Genomic DNA, 19,911 nt, shown 5'->3' on the forward strand with positions numbered 1-19,911 from the left:
CTTCATCACCGACGGCGGCGAGGAAGTCCGCTCACTTGCCGAAATGATCGGCCCTGCCAGCGAGCATGTGCTAGATTGGTTCCACATCACGATTCGCATCACTGTGCTTCGCCAGTTCGCCCAGGGCCTTCGCCACCATGACGAGGAAGCCGGCAACGGCATGCTGGACATGCTATCCCGGATCAAATGGTATCTGTGGCACGGCAACACGCACCGGGCTCGCGAGGAGATCGATTGGTTGCTCGACGATGCCGATGCCACGGAAACCGACTATCCCAACATGAGAAAGCTCCTGACGGCGATCGGCGAGTTCCGGTCGTATATCGGATCAAACCACGCCAGCCTGATCAACTACGGCGAACGCTACCGGTCCGGAGAGCGGATATCCTCCGCCTTCGTCGAGGCGACCGTCAACGCCGTCGTCAGCAAGCGTTTCGCCAAGAAACAGCAGATGCAATGGAGCCGGACAGGCGCGCATCTCCTGTTGCAAACCCGAACGCAGACCCTCGACGGCTCTTTGCGGGCGACCTTCGAAAGGTGGTATCCGGGCATGGCAAACGATAATCACCGAAACTCCGGCAATCGGGCGGCGGCATAGCTGCCACACAATTCCTCATGGTCCCGATGATAGTTGGGTTGTTTCCGCTGTCGGACCCACGTGTGGCATTTGCCCCGATTGCGGACTGCGAAGCCGAAATCGGCATGGCTGGTCTAACCGCAGCCTTCAGGATCTGCCGGTTCAGGGCAAGTCCGTTACGGTAACGCCCCGGCTGAGCCGTTGGCGGTGCGCGCATCAGAAGTGTGAACGACAAACGTTCACCGATCGACTACCGAGTATTGCATCCCCTTATGGGCGCCGCACAAGGAGAGTCGCAGAGATTGTCAATCTGCTCGGCCACAGCACCACTCCGAGCCGAATTCCGCATCAATTCCCTCTCGGCGCCATCTATACGCGGTTCTCAACCGCCATCGACAGCGCTTGATGGGACGGCTCGGTATGCCGGTCAGCGATGACACGATCCTGCGACAACTGAAGCGGGATGCAGCGGTCGCTCACTGCAACTCCGCGATTCGGGTCGTCGGCATCGATGACTGGAGCTGGCGGCGAGCATGGCGCTACGGGACGATGATCGTCGACCTGGAGCGGCGTTCGGTTGTCGATATTCTTGAGGACCGGAACGTGGCGAGCGTGGCGCAATGGCTGGAGCGGCACCCTTCTATCGAAATCGTGAGCCGAGACCGATGCGGGCTCTACGCACAAGCTGTTCGCGAGGGTGCGCCGCAAGCGCGCCAGGTGGCTGATCGGTTTCATCTCATGCACAACCTGCGCATCGCAATCGAGGAGCAGATGAGCCTTTCGGGCCGCGCCACGGGGCGGGCATTGCTGCCTAATGAGGCTATCGGGAGCGCGCAAGTCGATCCGATTCGGAATGATCGGCACGTTGACGCAACGCATCGGCGCCAGGCGCGCTACGCTCATCGACTGTCGCGACACATGGTATTCGAGATGGTTCACGCCTTGCACAAGGAAGGGCTGTCCTGTTCCGAGATCTCTCGTCGTACCGGCTACGGTCCGCGCAGCATCGCGAAATGGCTGACTTTCGACAAGCCACCCGACCGACGCAGGGCGGCGTTGAAGCCGACGTCACCGTTATATTTTGAGGCGTTTCTCACCCAGTGCTGGACACATGGCAATCGCTCCGGCCGAAACCTGTTCCACGATATCAGGCAGCGCGGCTACACGGGCAGTTTCTCGAATCTTGAGCGACTGCTCGCAAGCTGGCGCCGTGCCGATAAACCAGGCAAGAACAGTGCGCCGCCGGCTCCGCTCTTACACCCACAACCAGATGGCATTGTTGTGCCGATACGAGATCCTGAGACCGGCCATGTGATCTCGCCGATAGTCGCCGCTGCCCTCTGCATGAAGCCGCGAAGTATGCTGACGATCAATCAGGCGAGGAAGGTCGATGCCTTGAAGCAAGGGATCACATGCCTTTGTCCTGATGCGCAGCCTTGCCATGCGATTTCGCGGCATCCTTCGGAGCCGTGAATCGAGCAAGCTCGACATGTGGATTGACGAAGCGGTCAACTCAGGGCTCTCCTCGATCGTCCGGTTCGCGCGGGTCCTGCGCCGTGATATCGCCGCCGTCCGCAACGCCGTCGAATTACCCTGGAGCAATGGCCAGGCGGAAGGCCAGATTAACCGCCTGAAGACGATCAAACGTGCGATGTATGGTAGAGCTGGCCCGGAGCTCCTCCGAGCACGCATGCTGCCGCTCAACAATTCTTATCACCACACAAAGTGATGGTGTGGAACGGCCCTTCGAGGCGGCATCGAAGGTGCCTATTGTGGTGACGTCCATCGCCACGAAACAGAAGGAACCGTTCCATGGAGAAGATTACCACGATCGGCCTGGACTTGGCCAAGTCGGTCTTTCAAGTTCACGCCGTTACCAAAGACGGCCGCGTCGTCATCCGCCGAGCCTTGCGGCGCTCGCAGTTGTTGGAGTTTTTCCGCAGCGTCGAGCCGTGCCTCGTTGGCCTAGAGGCCTGCGCGAGTGCGCATCATTGGGCGAATGCCATCGGCCAGTTCGGGCATACGGTCAGGATGATGCCGCCGGCCTACGTAAAGGCTTACGTCAAGCGCAACAAGACCGACGCGGCGGACGCCGAGGCGATCTGCGAAGCGGTGACGAGACCGACCATGCGGTTCGTGCCGATCAAATCGCCCGAAGAGCAGGCTGCCGGGATGGTCCTGAAGACCCGCGAGTTGTTCATCCGCCAACGAAGCCAGACCGCCAACGCCATGCGCGCCCATTTGGCCGAGCTCGGCATCGTCGCCGCAACCGGCATGACCAGCATCGCCAAACTCGTCGCTATTCTACGTGACGACGACGATGCCCGCCTTCCATCAGCAGCTCGAACTGCACTCCTGGAGATGGCTGAGCAGATCGAGCGACTGACGGCTCGTATCGAAGCGCTCGATACGAAGATCATGACGGCAGTGAAGGCTGACGAAACCGCTCGACGGCTCACCAGCATCCCAGGCGTCGGTCCAATCATCGCAGCGACTGTCCGGGCAACGATCCAGGATCCCGCAGCGTTCCGGACAGGCCGCGATCTGGCGGCCTGGATCGGGATTACGCCGAGGGCCAACTCCAGCGGTGGCAAGGAGCGGCTTGGCAGAATATCGAAGCGAGGCAACAAGCAGTTGCGAACACTGCTGATCGTCGGCGCGACATCGATCCTTAAGCAGGCACGTCGTGGCGTGAAGCTGCCCGCCTGGGTCGTCTCCTTAATCGCGCGGAGGCCCTACAAGGTCGCGGCCGTAGCGCTGGCCAACAAGATGGCGCGCACGATTTGGGCGCTTCTTGTCAAAGGCGGCACCTACCAAGCGCCGGCGATCATGGGGAGGGCATAGAACACAAGGAATTCCGGCGCCTCGGCTCCGGGATGTAGCGGCAAGGTACCAAAAGCGTGATGAACCCGAGGGACGATAACCTCGATACCGATCAGACCGGCTTCCTCAATGCGCTGTCGAGCGCGTCAAAGTGATCAGGCGATCGGGATCGCGGATATCATCGTGGCCAGCGGTCAAATGACCGCGCCAACAGGCCGGACATATGACTGCACCGTCCGACGGAGATTTGCGTAGAGAATACCTTGCCAACCGGGCCGTTCCACATATGAGGAAGACCCTCATTAAATGCAGCGCGACAGCCGGGTGCCTCGAAGTCAGCGAGGTCGACATTTTTGTTGCCGATCATGCCGTGTAGATTGGTCGTGGCCCCGGTTACGAGGCTCGGGAAAGCTGAGCGCGTCTCGCTGGGATAGATGGTCCGACAATGTCACGCCCAGTGACTGCAAGCGGCAGAGGTTGGGTGTCAATTCGCGAGAGATGAGGTCAGGGCGCAACCCGTCAGTCGCAGATCGCCAGGTCGCGTGATAATGTCCAGCAAGCGTCCACGGATTGCGCGCCGACGATAAACTGATCCTCAAGCATGAATGCACCGAGGCCGCGGATGTACCAGGGCAGTTCATACGCCAGCACCATTCCGGCTTCGATGGGCCTCGTTTCATCCGCCGCTATGAACGGCCATTCCTCGACAAATACGGACGCACCGAGACCATGGCCAAAATGGCCGCGGCAATACATGTCGAAGCCTTGTGCATGCATGGTCTTCATCGCCGTGGTATGCACCTTCTGCAACGACACGCCGGGTCGGAGCTGTTCCAGACCGGCTTCGAAGGCGTTGCGCAGAGCGCCGTAGATTGCCTGCTGATCCGCGCTCGGCCGACCGAGCACGGCAGTGCGCGCGCAATCGGACGTATAACCTTCGACGACGCAGCCAAGATCAAGACGGATGACGTCGCCGCGTTCGGCTGGACGGCCTTTGCCGGTGGCGCCAGGTCCAATCGTGATGGCGCCGTTCGCCAAAACCGGACCGTTGTACCCGAGTTCGGCCGCGCGCTGTGCAGAGGCGGCGCGGAACACCGAGAAGAGTTCGTCGGCGGTGCAGCCAGGCCGAATATGGGCGATGGCGGCCGTCGTGCCAGCCTCGGCAGATATGGCCGCGAGCCTCAGCCGTTTAATTTCCTCCGCGGTCTTGATCATCCGCAAGCGACTGACGAGCCCCGAGGCATCCGACCAGTCCACGTCAGGGCAGGCTTCCTGGAAGCACGCCTGGTCTGCAACGGGAAGGAAGGCGTGCTCAGTACCGAGTCGTGCTGTTGCAAGCCCGCGTCGAGCGAGCACCTCGGCAAGCAGCGTGAATGTCTGTCTGCGATCAAAGTTTGCCGGCCTTTGATGAACCTGGTCTGGCGGGCGGGCGACTGAAAGCCTTTCCCTGAGTGAGCCCTTCTGGACCTTGCTGATGTCGATCAGATCGACCCAGACCGGAAAGGTGACGATGTCATCGATCCCCGAAGCCGTACGAAACTCTTCAGCGTAGAAATCCCCGACTATTGCCGTGAGTGGCTCTCTCGCATCCGCAGGTACAATCACGAAGACGGCGCCTGCCCGTCGCCAACCTGACGCGCTCCCTGGACGGGCTCCTGTGCCGTAGACGATGGACTCTGGTTGGATCAGCACGATTCCATCCAGCTCGTCCTGCTCCATGAGGACCTGTGCACGTTGACGATTAAGTGGGCGAAGAAAGGCCATTGGATGTTCCTGTTCAAAAAATCGTGGAGATCGGCTCAGGGACGGCATCTTCCGCAGCCGACTGCGAGAACCGCGCCGGTCTGTACAGTTCGAAATCCGTAGATATCCTGCATGGCAGGATATCTACTGCCCGGATCAATGACGGTGACGGTCGCACCGTCCCTTGCAAGATGATAGGCGGCGGAGAAGCCCAAGACGCCTGCGCCGATAACGATCATTCTCATTCCCATACCTCAAATGTCTTGAATTCTTTGCCCTGTCCTATTGCAAGCCTTTGTCCAGCCGGTCGCGCAGCCGGTCGCCCAACAGGCTGATCGACAGCGTCGTGATGACGATAAGCAGTGCCGGCGCAAACATGATCCAGGGTGCGCTGGTCATATATTCGCGTCCATAGCCGACCATGTTGCCGAGGCTCGTCATCGGCGGCTGAACGCCGAGACCGAGGAATGACAAGCTGCTTTCCATCAGGATGATCTCCGGAAAGGTGAGCGTCATGGAAACGATCAGCGTCGAGGAGATGTTGGGGAGAATATGCCTGAGATAGACCCGGCTGGGGCTCGCACCCAGTTGACGAACGGCTCCGGCATAGCCTTGCGCGCTGGCGGTGATCGCCAGGCTCCGTGCAATTCGGGTATAGCGCTCCCAGCCGTAAAGGCCCATCAAAGCGATGAACAGCGGCAGCGCGTTGCCGAAGAACGCAAGCACCGACAGCGACAGGATGAGGAAGGGCATCGCCGCCTGAAAATCCGCCAGCATCAAGATGAGCTGTTCGATGCGCCCGCGAAAGTGGGCGGCGGCAAAGCCCATGGCCGTGCCGAAGCACGCCGAAATCATGGTGGCGCAGAGCGCAACCACCAAGGAGATGCGAACGGAGTAGATCAGCCGCGACAGGACGTCCCGCCCGAGTTCGTCCGTTCCAAGCAGGTGTCCGGGTGTAAACGGCGCCGCCAGTCGGCGCGGCAGATCGAGCGCCGTGTACTGGTAGGGCGCGATCTGATCTGCAAGCAGTGCCAGAAAGACGATGACGACGATCCAGAGGATGCCGGCGGCGACGGAGAGCGGAACGCGGCTTGATCTGACCTGCTTGCGCTTGGCGGTCGATGTGTCGTCGATCTTTTCAGCCATGGTCATAGGTCAGTGCCTCCCGGCGGTGTTATCGTTCGAAAGACGCGGATCGAGAAAGCCATAGAGGAAGTCGACAACGAGGTTTGACAGCACCATCGCGGCCGCCACCAAGAGAAGAATGCATTGCACGACCGACAGATCGCGCGCCGCGACCGACACGACCAGTAGATTGCCGACGCCCGGCCAGGAAAACACGCTCTCGACCACGACCGAGCCCGCAATCAGATTGCCGACCATGAAGCCGACGATGGTGACCGTCGGAATGGCGGCATTTGGAAGCGCGTGGTCGCGCACGACCGCCGTCCACGGGATGCCTTTGGCGTTGGCAGTCCTGATATAGGGCTGGCCAAGTACCTCCAGCATCGCGCTTCGCACGAAACGGGCGAGCACGGCGGCGCCGCCGACGCCGAGTGTCACGATCGGCAGGATGAGATGCAGCGGGCTGCCCGCCCCTCCGGTCGGCAGCCATGCCAGCCAGATGGCCAGCAATTGTACGAGTGCAAGGCCCAGCACGAAACTCGGAACGGAATAGCCCGCAACCGCGGTGACCATGACGGCGCGGTCGATGAGGCTGTCGCGATGCAGCGCCGCATAGATGCCTGCCGGAATACCGATCGCCAGCTTCATGAGGAGGGCGGGAAGCGTCAGCATCAGGGTTGCCGGAATGCGCGACAGGACAAGGTCCAGCGCCGGTCCGCCGCCGCGCATCGACTGGCCGAGCTCGCCGTGAACGATCGCTGCGAAATAGTGGAGATACTGGTTCCAGAGCGGCTGATCGAGGCCCCATTCCTTGCGGAAGGCGGCCAGGGCTTCGGGTGACGCATTATCGCCCATGATGCTGTAGGCGGGATCGCCGGAAAGCCGCAGAACGATGAAAGCGAAGGTAACCACGAGTGCGACGGTCAGGAGCGCGCGCAGGATGCGGATGATAAAATATCGAAACATCAGGCTTCAGCCCCCATGAATGTCGGCGCGATCTCGACAGCGTGGCAGGCGACGCTTCGCCCATTGGACAGGGTAGTGACCGCGGGCGAGACACTCGCGCATTGTGGACGGGCGACGGGACAACGGGGATGGAATGCGCAGCCTGTCGGCCGGGCGGCGGGATTGGGCGGTTCGCCGGTGAGAATGATCCGCTCGCGCGTGCGACCGCCCGCGACCGGAACGGCCGATACGAGCGCTTTCGTATAGGGATGGGCGGGGTTAGCCAGCAGATCCTTCGTGTCACCGCATTCGACGATCCGGCCAAGATACATGACGGCCATGCGCTGGCTGATCTGGCGAACGACCTTCAGGTCGTGGCTGATGAAGAGAATGCTGAGATGCATCTCTTTCTGGAGGTCCATCAGCAGGTTCACCACCTGCGCCTGGATCGAGACGTCCAGCGCCGAGACCGGCTCGTCGCAAATGAGCAGTTCCGGACGCATGATCAAAGCCCGGGCGAGAACGGCGCGCTGGCGCTGTCCGCCGGAAAGCTCGGAAGGCAGGCTCCCGGCATGGCTTGCGTTCAAACCGACCGCGCCGAGCATGGCCAGCGCCTTGTCGTTTCGTTCCGATGCGGATCCGATCTCATGGATGTCCAGGGGCTCGCGGACCTGGTCGAGAACAGTGAGCCGCCGGTCGAGTGCCGCGAGCGGATCCTGGTAGATCATCTGCATCTGCGCACGCATGCGGCGCCAGGCTCGCGTGTCGGCTGCCGGCAGTTCGGTCCCCCGGAAGAGCACGCATCCGGTATCCGCTCGTTCAAGCCCGAGCGCCACCCGCCCCGTCGTCGACTTTCCCGAGCCGGATTCGCCGACGAGCGCCAGCGTTTGTCCCTTGGCGAGCGACAAGGACACTTCATCGACGGCCCGCACCGGGACCCTTCGGCCAAAAAGGCCGCGCCGGGTTGCATAGCTTTTCGAGATGGCCTGAAGTTCAACGATATTTTCGGTCATGCCGACATGCTTTTGATTGGACTGGAATGACGTTCGGCCTGTGCGCCCTCTTCCGCCAGGCAGGCGGAGGCGCGACCGGCGGCAATGGATTTGAGTGGCGGCACAATCTTCTCGCATTCGGACATGTGCCTTGAACAGCGGGGCGCGAACGCGCATCCCGTCGGCATATTCGCGGGATGTGGAACCTGGCCCTCAATGGGAACCAGCCTCTCCACCGCGCCTTCGAATGGCGGCACGGCCGCCAGCAGACCTTGCGTGTAAGGATGCCGCGGGGTTTCGAAGATCAAGTTTGATGGCGCCGTCTCGACGATGCCGCCGGCATACATGACCATGATCCGCTCGCAGGTTTCCGAAACCACTCCGAGATCGTGGCTGATGAGAACAAGCGCCATGCCCGTCTCCTTCCTGATGGTGGTCAGTAGGTCGAGGATCTGGGCCTGGATGGTGGCGTCGAGCGCCGTCGTCGGCTCATCGGCAATGAGGACGTCCGGTTTACCGGCAAGCGCCATGGCGATCATGACCCGCTGGTTCTGCCCGCCGGAAAGCTCGTGCGGATAGGCGTCGATGCGACGGGCGGAATCCGGCAGGCCGACGAGATCGAACAGCCGCTTTGCTTCCGCACGCACGCTCGCGCCGGACATGCCCTGATGCCGGGCAAGCACTTCGCCAATCTGCCGGCCAATCCGGATGACGGGATTAAGTGCGCTCGACGGGTCCTGGAAAATCATCGCCACCCGGCCGCCCCTCACCCGGTTGAGCCGCGACGCATGCAGCCCGAGGAGTTCGTCCTCGTCCAGCCGGACGCTTCCGGAGACTTCCGCCGTTTTCGGCAGCAGCCCTAATGCGGCAAGCCAAGTCACGGATTTGCCGCTACCAGACTCTCCGACGACGCCCAGCGCTTCACCCCTGGCAAGCGTCAGATCGATCCCGCGAAGAACCCGCACGCCGTTGAAGCCGACGGTGAGGTTCTCAATTGTCAACAAACGTCCCGGCGACAGTGTCGCCGGGATTTTCGATGCAGGTGCGGCCGGAATGGGATGCTGTACTGTCATGCTTGCTCGCATGACCATCAGTTCTGCTGGTAGGCGGCGTTGGAGGGTCCGAAATTCAGGTCGAGCGTCTGGCCCGCCGCCCAGGCGATTTCCTTGCGCTTGCCGTAGAACTGGCCTGAGACATGCAGGATCACGCAGGGCGGATCGTCCCTGTCGATGATCTCCAGCATGCGGTTCAGGATCGGGCGCCGCGCCTTCGTATCGGCCGTCACCTTCAGTTTCTCGCCAAGGGCAAAAAACTCCTTGTCTTGCCACATCTCCAGCTTTGGAAGTTCGCCTTTGGGACCCAAGAGCCGCCAAGCGTGAGCGAGGAGATCCGGAAAAATCGCGGTGGTTGAGTTGTCGTAAATCGCGTTGATCGGTTTCTGTACAAGCTGGGCGGAGTTCTCCATCATCTGGATTTCGACATTGAGGCCAACCGACCGCCACATCTCGAGCATGATCTGGGCCCCCGCAACCTGGTTGGGATAGTAGTTGTTCAAAAGCCTGTAGGTGATGGTTTCGCCGTTGTAGCCGCTTTCGGCCAGAAGTTTGCGGGCGAGATCGGGGTCGTAGGCCAGCGCCGGGAAGTCCTCGATATAGCCATCGGCGAAGCTCGAGAGCTGGAAGCCGTTCGGAAGAGGCAGTCTGTCTTGCCAAAGCGCCTGCACGAGTGCCTTGCGGTCAAGTGCCAGGCTGAGCGCCCGCCGTACAGCGACTTTCGAGAGAATGGGTCCCGTCGTGTCAATCGCCAAGGTGCGTATGTTCTGTACCGGGCCACCGGCCACTTCAAGGTCCTGCTGGCCATCGATACCCGCGAACATGTCCGGCGTAAGGTCGGTGATGAAATCGATTTCCCCGGCTGAAAGCGCGTTTATGCGCGAGGCAAGCTCTGGAATGATCCGGTACTCGATACCGGCGTACGGCGGTTTGCCACCCCAATAATCGTCGAAGCTATCCAGGACGACGTTCACATCGAGGGTCTGGCTGACGACGCGGTATGGACCAGTTCCTATAGGCGCTGCAGTCCATTTGTCCCAGCTGCCCGCTGCCTCAAACGCACGGCTGCCAACGATTTCCGATGACCAGGAAGCAAGTCTCTTTTCGAGCAGCGCATCATCGCCCTTGGCGTGAACGATAGCCGTGTGGTCGTCGACAATTTCAACACGATCAATGGTTTCGAGCGTTTGCATGCCGACGGTCTTGCCAGCCCTGCCGGGACCGAGGAGATGATCTGGACTGAGCGAAAAGGCGACATCACGGGCGGTGAAAGGACTTCCGTCATGAAAGGTGACGCCTTTGCGCAGGAACAGGCGCAGCGCCGTATTGTCGACGCGCTCCCAGCGTTCGGCCAGAGCCGGCCGAAGTGCCATCTTCGCGGACTGATCGAAGCTAATGAGTGGATCGAAAATCTGAGGGATAACCCGACGCGCGGCCGTGCTGTTGTAGAGGGCCGGTTCAATGGCTGCCGGAAAACCCGACATGCCGATCCGCAGCGTCTTGCGTTCGGCGCCCGCTGCGGCAGCAAAGCGCACTCCAGCGATGGACACCAGGCCGGCCGCGGCGCCCGCTGCGAGGAGGTCCCGTCTGGTAAAGATCAGATCATGCATGGCCGTCCATCCCTTATTTGAGTGGTTGCCGAATACGCTTGATCGGCATTCGGGTTAATATGAGGGCGCGGTGCGTCTCGCGCGGCCTTCTGTTCAGAAGCATTCTACCGGATTTATTGCAGACCGATGACAATCATCGAATTATGCGATAACAATACGGCGAATCTGGATTGTTTGTTGGGGAGCGCTTCGTGAACGTGGAACAGGACCTATCCCTCAACGCTGTCCGGGCCTTCGTGCAGGTCGCGAGAGACAAGAGTGTGACCGGCGCCGCCAGGACGCTCGGTATCACCCAGAGTTCGGTCAGCCGTCACATCGCCGTTCTGGAAGACTATCTCGGGGCCAAGCTGATCGAACGGCGCGGGCGCCAGAGCCAGTTGACCGACTTCGGAAGATTGTTCGCCGACGCCGTCGCCGAACCGCTCGACACAATCCTGTTCACCGCCAGGCGGATGCGCCGCAACGGCAGGAAGGACGCCAACCGGCTCGTCGTCCGGACTTCGCTTGCGACCTTCGCCTATACCGTGCTGATCCCTAACCTGCGCGACTTCTCGAAGGAAATGGGCGGCGTCACCGTCGATGTCATCAGCACCCTGTCGGCGCCGACGTCGACCGACAGCTTCGACGTGTTGCTCACCCGCGACCTGACCTTGACGGAACCGGGAGACCGGTGGGACGTCTATGACGAGCAGCTCGTCTGCGTCGGCGCCCCCGACTGCGTTGTCGGCCGTGGTCTGAAAGCCCTGCGGAACACCCCGGTCATTGCCGTGACTTCAAGGCCCGATATTCTTCCCACCTGGCTTCGCGGCCTCGACCTGAAGACCTCGGAAATCACCTCCGGCGCGCGCTATGATCATCACTACATGGCGCTTCCGGCGGTGACGACGGGCAGCAGCCTGCTGGTGGCGCCGCATGTCCTCGTTGCCGACCTGATCCGCCAGGGTCTCGTGGAGGTGATGGCCGGCTCACGGGCGCCGAGCGGCATGCAGTATCGTGCTTATGCCATCGATCGCAGCGACAATCCGGATGTCGCGCGCGCCTTCTGCCGCTGGCTGACCCGGCTTTGCCGTAAGATGACGGAGGACAGCGTTCCCGCTTGATGGACAAGGCCATCATGCTGGGCCTCGCGCGCTTTCATCGCAAAATACGATCATTCAAGCAGTCTTATGCGATGGCAAAACTGGCGAATGGTGGCCTTCGCCGATACTTCTGGGGCAGATCCCAAGCTTCGAGGAATTTGCCTTGCCACTCATCGCCAAGAGACTACAAGCCGTCCGGCCCTCCCAGACAAAGGCCATGACCGCCGCCGCCGCCGCCCTGAAAGAAAAGGGCGTCGACGTCGTCACCCTGAGCCAGGGCGAACCGGATTTCGACACGCCGGAAGCAGTCCAGAATGCCGGTATCGCCGCCATCAAGAGCGGCCGGACCCGCTATACGCCGGTCGCCGGCGTCAAGCCGCTGCGCGAGGCGATCCGGGAGAAGCTCCTGCGCGACAACGGGCTCGCCTATGATATCGACCAGATCACCGTTGGCTGCGGCGCCAAGCAGGTGGTGTTCAATGCCCTGTTCGCAAGCCTCGATCCCGGCGACGAGGTGATCATTCCGACGCCCTGCTGGGTCTCCTATCCCGACATGGTGCGGCTTGCCGGCGGCGAGCCGGTTCTCGTCGAATGCCACGAGCATTTCGGGTTCAAGCTGAAACCGCAGGATCTCGAAGCGGCGATCACGCCACGCACCAAGTGGCTGATGCTGAACTCGCCCAACAACCCGACCGGTGCGGTCTATTCCATATCCGATCTTGCCGCTTTGGCCAAGGTCCTGCGCGAACACAAGCAGGTGCATGTGCTTGCCGATGACATCTACGAGAAGCTCGTCTACGGCGTCCGGTTTGCCACCATGGCCGAAGCCGCGCCCGATCTCATCGACCGGGTGCTGACGGTCAACGGTGTTTCGAAGTCCAGTGCCATGACCGGTTGGCGCCTCGGATACGGCGCGGGGCCCAGGGATCTGATCAAGGCGATGAACACGATCGAGGGGCAGACCTCGTCGCATACCAGTTCGATCTCGCAATATGCGGCAATCGAGGCGATCGCCGGCAACCAGGACTATGTCGGCGCCTTCGTAACTGAATTCGAAAAGCGCCGGGATTTCGTGGTCGGGCGGATTAACGAGGCCGAGGGTCTCAAATGCCGCACCCCGGACGGCGCCTTCTATGTCTTCGTCAATTGCGCGGGCGTCATCGGCAAGGTGACGCCGCAGGGCAAGGTGATCGAGAACGACATGGATTTTGCCCTCCATCTCCTCGACCAGTTCGGCGTCGCCGTCGTTCCTGGCTCGGGCTTCATGGCCTCGCCCTATATCCGCATTTCCTATGCCGCGGCAATCAAAGACCTGCAACAGGCGTGCGGCCGCATCCTCGCGGCTTGCGAAGCCCTTTCAAAAAGCGAGACCTATCATGAGCAAAGCAAGAAGACTGCGTGAGGCCATTGCCGAACGCGGCCTCATCCATGTCATGGCGGCCCACAGTCCGCTGTCGGCGATCCTCGCGGAAGAAGCCGGCTTCGACGGGATCTGGGCCTCCGGCTTCGAACTGTCGGCCCTTTACGGTCTCGCCGATATGAGCCTGATCACCATGACCCAGCATCTCGACATGCTGCGCGCCATCGCCGGCCAATCGTCGCTGCCGATCGTTGCCGACATCGACACCGGATACGGCAATGCGCTGAACGTCATCCACGCCACTCGCGAATACGAAAAGGCCGGCACAGCGGCCGTCGTCATCGAGGACAAGACGTTTCCGAAGGTGACGAGCCTTGCCGCCGACGGGCGCCAGGAACTGCTGCGCATCAAGGAATTCCAGGGCAAGATCGAAGCGGCGGTGGCAACCCGCTCCGACCCCGACTTTATCGTCATCGCCCGCACGGAAGCCCTGATCGCCGGACTTGGCGGGGACGAAGCGCTGAAACGTGGCTTGGCCTATGCCGAGGCCGGCGCCGACATGGTGCTGATCCACTCGAAGAAGAAGGACCCGGCAGAAATCGAGAGTTTCTCGCGCGCCTGGAACGGACCGGTCCCGCTCGTCATCGTTCCGAACGCCTATCCGGAACTCGACGCCACCCGCATTCACGCGCTCGGCAATATCAAGATGACCATCTACGGCAACTATGGTATCCGTGCCGCAACGACGGCGATGCAGGACACTTTCCGCCGCATCATTGCCGACGGCGGCGTGCAGAATGTACATAAGGACATTGTGCCGGTGGAGGAGATCTTCCGGCTGCAGAAGATGGATCAGGTCAAGGCCGACGAAAAGCGGTTCCTGAGATAGGATGGCACGATGCGGCTGACACCCGCGGCAAATTCCGATGCTCCCGATTTCGGCGTCTCTGTCGCCCAGAACGGAGACGCCGCAACGTTGTCGTTCGATCTTGATCGGATCACGGCATTTCGCGGCATATTCGGTGACGATGTCTTCGTCAAAGTCGCAACTCGATATGTCGAGGAACGCGCGGAGGCGCTGTCTGCTCAAGACGAATTGTGGCTTTGGAAGGAAGCGGTTCAGGCGCATGTCATCCGGTCAGATTAGTCGTTCCCAGAACAAATCCGAGGTCGCTGACGTCAAAGATCAAGGACAGATCAGAAGTCAATTATAAAGCGGCACTGCACTAGCGTCGGATCAGAACTGCAGTTTGACACGTAGCTCCCGCCTCGACACCCCCGCTCAGGGCGACTGAAGCAGATAGCCTCAGGGATCTAACTACAGCTCGTGCGTCCGCCATGCCGAAACGGGCGTTTCCAATCGCGAAAGCAGTTTCACAAAGCTCTCGCGGTCAATGTTGCTGCCGCTGAAGGTGATGCCGACGACTTTGTCGGCAATGGAAACCTTGCCACTCAAAACGGCTGCCAATGATGCCGCCCCGCCGGGTTCGACCACCAGTCCGAATTCCTCCGACGCAACGGCCATAGCATCAATGACCTCAGCATCAGTTACAGTAATGCATTCGTCGATGGCCTCACGATTGATCTTGAACGTGAGCTGACCTGGCATCGGTGATTGCAGTGCATCACAGATGGATTGCGCTGCCAAATCATTGCGTACCCGTGTCCCCAGTTTGAGCGAGCGAGCCGTGTCATCGAAGGCTTCCGGTTCACAAGCGATAAGAGCGGTTGAGGGTGACAGCGCGTTGCGTGCCAGAGCACATCCCGCTGTCAGCCCTCCACCCGAACAGTTCACCACAAGCGCATCAAGTGATGTGCCGAGGCTCGCGACTTGCCGCAGCAGTTCAAGACCAAGGGTCGCCGCACCGGCAACGATCCGCCGGTCATCATAAGGTGGGACGAGAACAAGTCCTCGTGACTTCACAATGCGAGCTGTAACCTCCTCGCGATCCTGGGTGGCTTTGTTGTAAAAGACCACCTCTGCACCCAATTCGGTCGTTTTTCTGAGCTTCAGCGGGGATACGTCGGATGGCATGACGATGAGAGCATGGATACCAAAGTGCTTTGCCGCCGCAGCAACAGCCTGGCCGTGGTTACCTGACGAGAACGCAATAACGCCACGACGGCATTCGCCTTCATTGAGTTGCGTGATGCGATTGACCGCGCCGCGTAGCTTGAACGAGCCAGTGCGTTGCAGCCCTTCTGCCTTTACTAGTAGGCGGCCGTTTAGCCGCTTGTTCAGTGCGGCTGATTCCAGCACCGGCGTGACGTTGCAGAGCGTAGCGACATTGCCTATGGCGGCCTCAATCTCGTCAAGATCAGGGGCCTCAAGAGCCCAGGAATCACTGTCAATGCACGGGCCTGTTTGATCGTCCATCTTCGCCAACTGTTACTTGGAATTCAGGTTGCGGTGACGGGACAAATTCGACCGCTCCGCCGATGATGTTATGATACTTCCCATCGAAGGTTCCTCGAACGACAGATCGTCGGCCATCGATCTCGGCAGTGCACTCGAACGGCCGGGTCTGCCCACAGGGCGCGCCGTCGTTTCCGGTTGTTAAACCCGCCGCGTCTATCAATTCTCTGAAAACCCCGTCGGTCGTGGACGGGTCGTACGATAGTGTGCCAGCCGGGTACTTCGGACCGATTGCCAGAAAGAGACATTCCAGTTCGCGCGATTCCAGGCCGCCATGATTGCCGCGTTTGAGGTCCGCGATATCAGCGCGGGCAACAGCTGCTTGGACGTTCTTCTTGGTCTCGGCAATGACCGTGAATGCGACGTCCGGCGTGCGCGCGCCGGCACCCATAATGAGGCTGATCGGATGGGTCCCGGGCGGTACGGAACCGTCGACACCGACGGGCGCACAGAAGACGTGCCCGACCCACGGCTTGTCCAGCAGCGACTGGGTAAGGTTGTGCAGTTCGGGGCGTGCCTCCGTCGGGAGGTAAACGGTGGAGCACCGCGCCAGGCGCTTACGAAGGCCCTCTGGCATGACGCTCTCGTCGTGCAAGTGACCGAACACCGCCTCGAAATCGGAATTTACCGGCGACACGGGTTCCAGATCGATATGACCGTGATCTGAAGCAATAAAAAGAGAACACTCAACGGTGGCGTTTCTCCTCCACCAATCGAACACTCGGCCGAGTTCATTGTCGACGGCGGTCAGTGTGGCGGTCGTTGACGGGCCAGTGGTGCCAAACGCATGGTAGCTAGTGTCCGGCTCGTTCACCCAGAGGATTGCAGTGTCCGGCGAAACGACGGGCACAACATAATCCAGCAGCACGTCTACTGCGTATCGCGCGGCTTCGACGTCCGGTTCACAGCACGGCGGACAGGCGCCAAACTGCCGTCTTATCCGCTCCACATCCACCTCGGGGTAGGAAGTTGACGGCGAATGGCAGGATAGCGAAAAATTGCCCAAGGCACGCCCGTGCGGATCGATCATTCGGGTCGCGCCTGACGAGCACGTCGACACAACCGCTAACTTCTGACCTGCAGCATGGAGATATTCGCCAAAGGTACGCATCGGAGTCAGCCGGCCATGGCGCTCCATCCATGCGTCGATCTCTTCAGCGACACCGAGATTGAGCGACGGCCACCCGGTGATGCTGCGATCGGTGAACTGATTGGCGACGATACCATGTTCGCCAACCTTGGTACCGGTCAGCATCGAGGCCATGTTGACCAGCGTCTCGCTGGGCACGACAGCCCGGTGATTGGCGAACCGCGTGCCCCAATCCATCACCTTGACAAGATTGGGCATTGCTTCTGGGGTGATGGCTGAGGGGATCAAACTATCCAGGCAGATCAGTAATACGCGGGGAACGCGTCTCACACGATGTTCGCTGTCGTTCAACATTCTGTTCCTAGTGCTGGCACGCCAGCGGCTAGCGCCGATGTGCTTTTCCTGTCTTATCGGATTAATGCAGCTCGGAAGAAAACTCCCAGAGGGCGGAGGAAAACTTAAGTCTTGGCCCAATCCTGATCAAACGCTCCCGACGCAGCCAAGTCATAGATGCGCCGGCCCCAATGGCGTCTTCTTTCAGGGGAGACGATTATCTAGGCTGATTAAAAAATCAATGACACATATCGCATAATCCGATGATAACGTTCGCATAATTCGATAATTCAAGGGGAGGATTCCCATCCGCCTGCAAGCGGATTTCCGCCTGCGCCAGGCGGGGTGGGTTGAGGATAGGTGTAAAAACCGGTCACAAGGGAATTTCGAACGGGAGATCGCGCGGAACTAACGGTCCTGGCCGGTCATCCATGTCGAGACCGTATTTTCCAAAGCGGCGGATGCGTTTCTGATGTAGGGGCTGATGGCAGCCGCGAGTTCGGGTGTGACAGGATGCCCGTCCGAGGCCATATCAGTAATCGCAGCGCTAAGATCAGCGACGTTCGAGAGCATGATGGCGTTGGCAACGAGGCTTCATATTTCAGCTGCTTTTCCTATTCGACCGGATCGCCGCTCTTGATGACGGGGCCTCCGAACGTGATCCAGTCGAGGAAATCGTTGAAGGACTCGATTTTGGTAGTTTCCGCGCGGATTGCCTGCCTTGTTCGCGGCTGGGAGATGTATTGCAGCAAGAACAGGGTCCGTTCGACGCGACCAAGCTCACGAAAGGCAAGACACAGCAGGCTTTTTCGGTTGTAAGAACCGAGTTTGCGTAGCAACATCGACGGCAGGGGGACCATGAGGAATTGTGTGGCAGCTATGCCGCCGCCCGATTGCCGGAGTTTCGGTGATTATCAACGCAAAACCTTGCGCGCTTTGCGAGGCCCGGTCTGGTTCGCCTGGTGAGCGCTCTCACATGCGCCGTGCTTCTGCTGATCAACGGATCGTTCAGACGAGATCGCGAGGGATACTGGCCTTCCACTCTCGGCGCCGTACGAGCTCGTTGCCCTCAAACGCTTCGATCCACGCGAACAGCTCAAACGTCGTCGGTGTCGAAGTCATGTCCGCGCTTGCCGTCACCTTGATTTTCCATCCGCCACGGGACAAATCATAGCTCTGAGTCATCTTGGCCTTTGCCGAATTGGGTTCGGACGGCTTGATACTGTAGGTCCGCTCGTAACAATGTTCGGTCTCCAAGCCGATGTCGTCGATCAGGAAGCGTCCCCAGTCGCCGAAAACGCCACCGTCGATGAAGAGCCGATGTGTAATCTCGCCGGTGACTTGGTCATCTGTAACTGATCGCTCGACAAGCCCCGGCCGAAGTACGGTCTTCTTTATACCGTCCATTTTCAAGGGAGGCGGAAATTTGATCTGTTCGGAGGCCTTCTCAGATGCCTTTCTGATTGGCAAGGTGAGCTGTGACGACCCGGTGTACACTGTCAGGGTCGCGTGCTCAGGCGAAGGCCAAACCATTGGCCAATAGGCGCTAGAAAGGGCAAGACGAATGCGGTGCCCCTGAACAAATGTATAGCCAACTCCGAAAAGTTTCATCCGCACGCGATACCGCTTCCCCGGTATTAACGCTTCCGGGCGCTCGCTGCTGTCACGGTGGGTCAGGTTCAGAAACCCTAACGTGACCTGGTACGCTCGGCCGTCTGGGGCTACGTCGATGAGGCGAGCCGCGAGAAGTGCGTCGCGCCGATCTGATGAAAGTTCAATCTCAACTTCAACATTACCTAGAATCTCAACGGCTTCATCCAGAATGGCCGTATCAAACTGCAGCGAGCCGAAAGCATCAAGCGACTGATCGCCCGGCAAATCTCCCACGATTGCAAAGCTGCCCTGTTCTCCGGAAGATAACCCGGTCGTTTGCGGCGAAGACAGCAAGCGCGCGGTTTCTATCAGGGGCACCGCGTCGAGACTGTTGGAATTGATGGAATACACACGCGAACTGACCGTTTTGCTCGGCCAGGCATCCTCGGCAACCCATCGGCCAGGACGGTGCTCCTGATACCGGTCGGTAGATCCGTTTTTCATCATGTAGAACTGCAAAGGTGGCTCGGCCATCAGTCCGTTGTCATGCGGGACCATGAGGAATTGTGTGGCAGCTATGCCGCCGCCCGATTGCCGGAGTTTCGGTGATTATCGTTTGCCATGCCCGGATACCACCTTTCGAAGGTCGCCCGCAAAGAGCCGTCGAGGGTCTGCGTTCGGGTTTGCAACAGGAGATGCGCGCCTGTCCGGCTCCATTGCATCTGCTGTTTCTTGGCGAAACGCTTGCTGACGACGGCGTTGACGGTCGCCTCGACGAAGGCGGAGGATATCCGCTCTCCGGACCGGTAGCGTTCGCCGTAGTTGATCAGGCTGGCGTGGTTTGATCCGATATACGACCGGAACTCGCCGATCGCCGTCAGGAGCTTTCTCATGTTGGGATAGTCGGTTTCCGTGGCATCGGCATCGTCGAGCAACCAATCGATCTCCTCGCGAGCCCGGTGCGTGTTGCCGTGCCACAGATACCATTTGATCCGGGATAGCATGTCCAGCATGCCGTTGCCGGCTTCCTCGTCATGGTGGCGAAGGCCCTGGGCGAACTGGCGAAGCACAGTGATGCGAATCGTGATGTGGAACCAATCTAGCACATGCTCGCTGGCAGGGCCGATCATTTCGGCAAGTGAGCGGACTTCCTCGCCGCCGTCGGTGATGAAG

The 19,911-nt window shown here is 60.1% G+C and carries 16 protein-coding genes and 4 pseudogenes; 7 read left to right on the top strand and 13 right to left on the bottom strand.

Going from position 1 to position 19,911, the window contains the following annotated elements; all coding sequences use genetic code 11:
* The 3 genes and pseudogenes from D3227_RS37275 to D3227_RS37285 all read left to right on the top strand — a co-directional run.
* Positions 1 to 598, top strand: a pseudogene (locus tag D3227_RS37275) (ISKra4 family transposase); the annotation flags it as partial.
* Positions 564 to 2,306, top strand: a pseudogene (locus D3227_RS37280) (ISL3 family transposase). The pseudogenes D3227_RS37275 and D3227_RS37280, both read left to right, overlap by 35 nt.
* 83 nt (positions 2,307 to 2,389) lie before the next feature.
* Entirely contained in the window at positions 2,390 to 3,421 is a 1,032-nt protein-coding gene (locus D3227_RS37285) for an IS110 family RNA-guided transposase (RefSeq protein ID WP_120019090.1), read from the top strand.
* Between the two features lie 157 nt (positions 3,422 to 3,578).
* Here the strand turns inward: D3227_RS37285 and D3227_RS43370 are convergent, their stop codons facing one another.
* The 8 genes from D3227_RS43370 to D3227_RS37325 all read right to left on the bottom strand — a co-directional run bounded on the left by D3227_RS43370 (position 3,579) and on the right by D3227_RS37325 (position 10,867).
* A complete protein-coding gene (locus D3227_RS43370; RefSeq protein ID WP_245452100.1) occupies positions 3,579 to 3,836 on the bottom strand; it encodes an alkaline phosphatase family protein in 258 nt (85 codons plus the stop codon).
* A gap of 83 nt (positions 3,837 to 3,919) precedes the next feature.
* The gene (locus D3227_RS37295) at positions 3,920 to 5,164 is read right to left on the bottom strand and encodes a M24 family metallopeptidase (RefSeq protein WP_167481031.1); all 1,245 of its coding nucleotides are present in this window, start codon (positions 5,162 to 5,164) and stop codon (positions 3,920 to 3,922) included.
* Positions 5,165 to 5,199: 35 nt separating this feature from the next.
* Positions 5,200 to 5,394: an FAD-dependent oxidoreductase gene (locus D3227_RS37300; protein WP_342634044.1), complete on the bottom strand. Its 195-nt coding sequence runs from the start codon at positions 5,392 to 5,394 to the stop codon at positions 5,200 to 5,202.
* Positions 5,395 to 5,425: 31 nt separating this feature from the next.
* Complete coding sequence (locus D3227_RS37305; protein WP_120019092.1) at positions 5,426 to 6,295, bottom strand: ABC transporter permease; 870 nt, start codon at positions 6,293 to 6,295, stop codon at positions 5,426 to 5,428.
* A gap of 3 nt (positions 6,296 to 6,298) precedes the next feature.
* The gene (locus tag D3227_RS37310; RefSeq protein ID WP_167481032.1) at positions 6,299 to 7,234 is read right to left on the bottom strand and encodes an ABC transporter permease; all 936 of its coding nucleotides are present in this window, start codon (positions 7,232 to 7,234) and stop codon (positions 6,299 to 6,301) included.
* Positions 7,234 to 8,226, bottom strand: a complete 993-nt coding sequence (locus tag D3227_RS37315; RefSeq protein ID WP_120019094.1) for an ABC transporter ATP-binding protein — start codon at positions 8,224 to 8,226, stop codon at positions 7,234 to 7,236. Before D3227_RS37315 ends, D3227_RS37310 begins: the two co-directional genes overlap by 1 nt.
* A complete protein-coding gene (locus D3227_RS37320; RefSeq protein WP_208646558.1) occupies positions 8,223 to 9,278 on the bottom strand; it encodes an ABC transporter ATP-binding protein in 1,056 nt (351 codons plus the stop codon). Before D3227_RS37320 ends, D3227_RS37315 begins: the two co-directional genes overlap by 4 nt.
* Positions 9,279 to 9,295: 17 nt before the next feature.
* Entirely contained in the window at positions 9,296 to 10,867 is a 1,572-nt protein-coding gene (locus D3227_RS37325; protein WP_120019095.1) for an ABC transporter substrate-binding protein, read from the bottom strand.
* Positions 10,868 to 11,058: 191 nt separating this feature from the next.
* Between D3227_RS37325 and D3227_RS37330 the strand changes: the two genes are divergently transcribed.
* The 4 genes from D3227_RS37330 (at position 11,059) to D3227_RS37345 (ending at position 14,453) form a co-directional block, all read left to right on the top strand.
* Complete coding sequence (locus D3227_RS37330; RefSeq protein WP_120019096.1) at positions 11,059 to 11,967, top strand: LysR family transcriptional regulator; 909 nt, start codon at positions 11,059 to 11,061, stop codon at positions 11,965 to 11,967.
* Between the two features lie 196 nt (positions 11,968 to 12,163).
* A complete protein-coding gene (locus D3227_RS37335) occupies positions 12,164 to 13,348 on the top strand; it encodes a pyridoxal phosphate-dependent aminotransferase (RefSeq protein WP_120019104.1) in 1,185 nt (394 codons plus the stop codon).
* On the top strand, positions 13,323 to 14,195 hold the full coding sequence (locus D3227_RS37340) for an isocitrate lyase/phosphoenolpyruvate mutase family protein (RefSeq protein ID WP_120019097.1): 873 nt from the start codon (positions 13,323 to 13,325) through the stop codon (positions 14,193 to 14,195). Before D3227_RS37335 ends, D3227_RS37340 begins: the two co-directional genes overlap by 26 nt.
* 9 nt (positions 14,196 to 14,204) lie before the next feature.
* Positions 14,205 to 14,453, top strand: coding sequence for a hypothetical protein (locus D3227_RS37345; RefSeq protein WP_120019098.1), 249 nt, complete (start codon positions 14,205 to 14,207; stop codon positions 14,451 to 14,453).
* Between the two features lie 171 nt (positions 14,454 to 14,624).
* On the opposite strand, the gene D3227_RS37350 is transcribed toward D3227_RS37345, so the two are convergent.
* The 5 genes and pseudogenes from D3227_RS37350 to D3227_RS37370 form a co-directional block, all read right to left on the bottom strand.
* Positions 14,625 to 15,683 carry a threonine ammonia-lyase gene (locus D3227_RS37350; RefSeq protein ID WP_120019099.1) on the bottom strand — a complete coding sequence of 353 codons (1,059 nt, stop codon included), beginning with the start codon at positions 15,681 to 15,683 and terminating at the stop codon, positions 14,625 to 14,627.
* A complete protein-coding gene (locus D3227_RS37355; RefSeq protein WP_167481034.1) occupies positions 15,655 to 17,163 on the bottom strand; it encodes an alkaline phosphatase family protein in 1,509 nt (502 codons plus the stop codon). Before D3227_RS37355 ends, D3227_RS37350 begins: the two co-directional genes overlap by 29 nt.
* Positions 17,164 to 17,518: 355 nt before the next feature.
* A pseudogene (locus D3227_RS44580) lies at positions 17,519 to 17,996 on the bottom strand (Tn3 family transposase); the annotation flags it as partial.
* 157 nt (positions 17,997 to 18,153) lie between these two features.
* Positions 18,154 to 19,272, bottom strand: a complete 1,119-nt coding sequence (locus D3227_RS37365) for a CocE/NonD family hydrolase C-terminal non-catalytic domain-containing protein (protein WP_167481035.1) — start codon at positions 19,270 to 19,272, stop codon at positions 18,154 to 18,156.
* Positions 19,273 to 19,313: 41 nt separating this feature from the next.
* Positions 19,314 to 19,911, bottom strand: a pseudogene (locus D3227_RS37370) (ISKra4 family transposase); the annotation flags it as partial.

It is taken from the genome of Mesorhizobium waimense, assembly GCF_003601975.1.
Taxonomy (GTDB): domain Bacteria; phylum Pseudomonadota; class Alphaproteobacteria; order Rhizobiales; family Rhizobiaceae; genus Mesorhizobium; species Mesorhizobium waimense.

Excerpts from the sequence above, each read along its gene's own strand:
- D3227_RS37285 (WP_120019090.1), top strand. The coding sequence starts at position 2,390 with ATGGAGAAGATTACCACGATCGGCCTGGACTTGGCCAAGTCGGTCTTT.
- D3227_RS37295 (WP_167481031.1), bottom strand. The coding sequence starts at position 5,164 with ATGGCCTTTCTTCGCCCACTTAATCGTCAACGTGCACAGGTCCTCATG.
- D3227_RS37300 (WP_342634044.1), bottom strand. The coding sequence starts at position 5,394 with ATGGGAATGAGAATGATCGTTATCGGCGCAGGCGTCTTGGGCTTCTCC.
- D3227_RS37305 (WP_120019092.1), bottom strand. The coding sequence starts at position 6,295 with ATGACCATGGCTGAAAAGATCGACGACACATCGACCGCCAAGCGCAAG.
- D3227_RS37310 (WP_167481032.1), bottom strand. The coding sequence starts at position 7,234 with ATGTTTCGATATTTTATCATCCGCATCCTGCGCGCGCTCCTGACCGTC.
- D3227_RS37315 (WP_120019094.1), bottom strand. The coding sequence starts at position 8,226 with ATGACCGAAAATATCGTTGAACTTCAGGCCATCTCGAAAAGCTATGCA.
- D3227_RS37320 (WP_208646558.1), bottom strand. The coding sequence starts at position 9,278 with ATGACAGTACAGCATCCCATTCCGGCCGCACCTGCATCGAAAATCCCG.
- D3227_RS37325 (WP_120019095.1), bottom strand. The coding sequence starts at position 10,867 with ATGCATGATCTGATCTTTACCAGACGGGACCTCCTCGCAGCGGGCGCC.
- D3227_RS37335 (WP_120019104.1), top strand. The coding sequence starts at position 12,164 with ATGACCGCCGCCGCCGCCGCCCTGAAAGAAAAGGGCGTCGACGTCGTC.
- D3227_RS37340 (WP_120019097.1), top strand. The coding sequence starts at position 13,323 with ATGAGCAAAGCAAGAAGACTGCGTGAGGCCATTGCCGAACGCGGCCTC.
- D3227_RS37345 (WP_120019098.1), top strand. The coding sequence starts at position 14,205 with ATGCGGCTGACACCCGCGGCAAATTCCGATGCTCCCGATTTCGGCGTC.
- D3227_RS37350 (WP_120019099.1), bottom strand. The coding sequence starts at position 15,683 with ATGGACGATCAAACAGGCCCGTGCATTGACAGTGATTCCTGGGCTCTT.
- D3227_RS37365 (WP_167481035.1), bottom strand. The coding sequence starts at position 19,272 with ATGGCCGAGCCACCTTTGCAGTTCTACATGATGAAAAACGGATCTACC.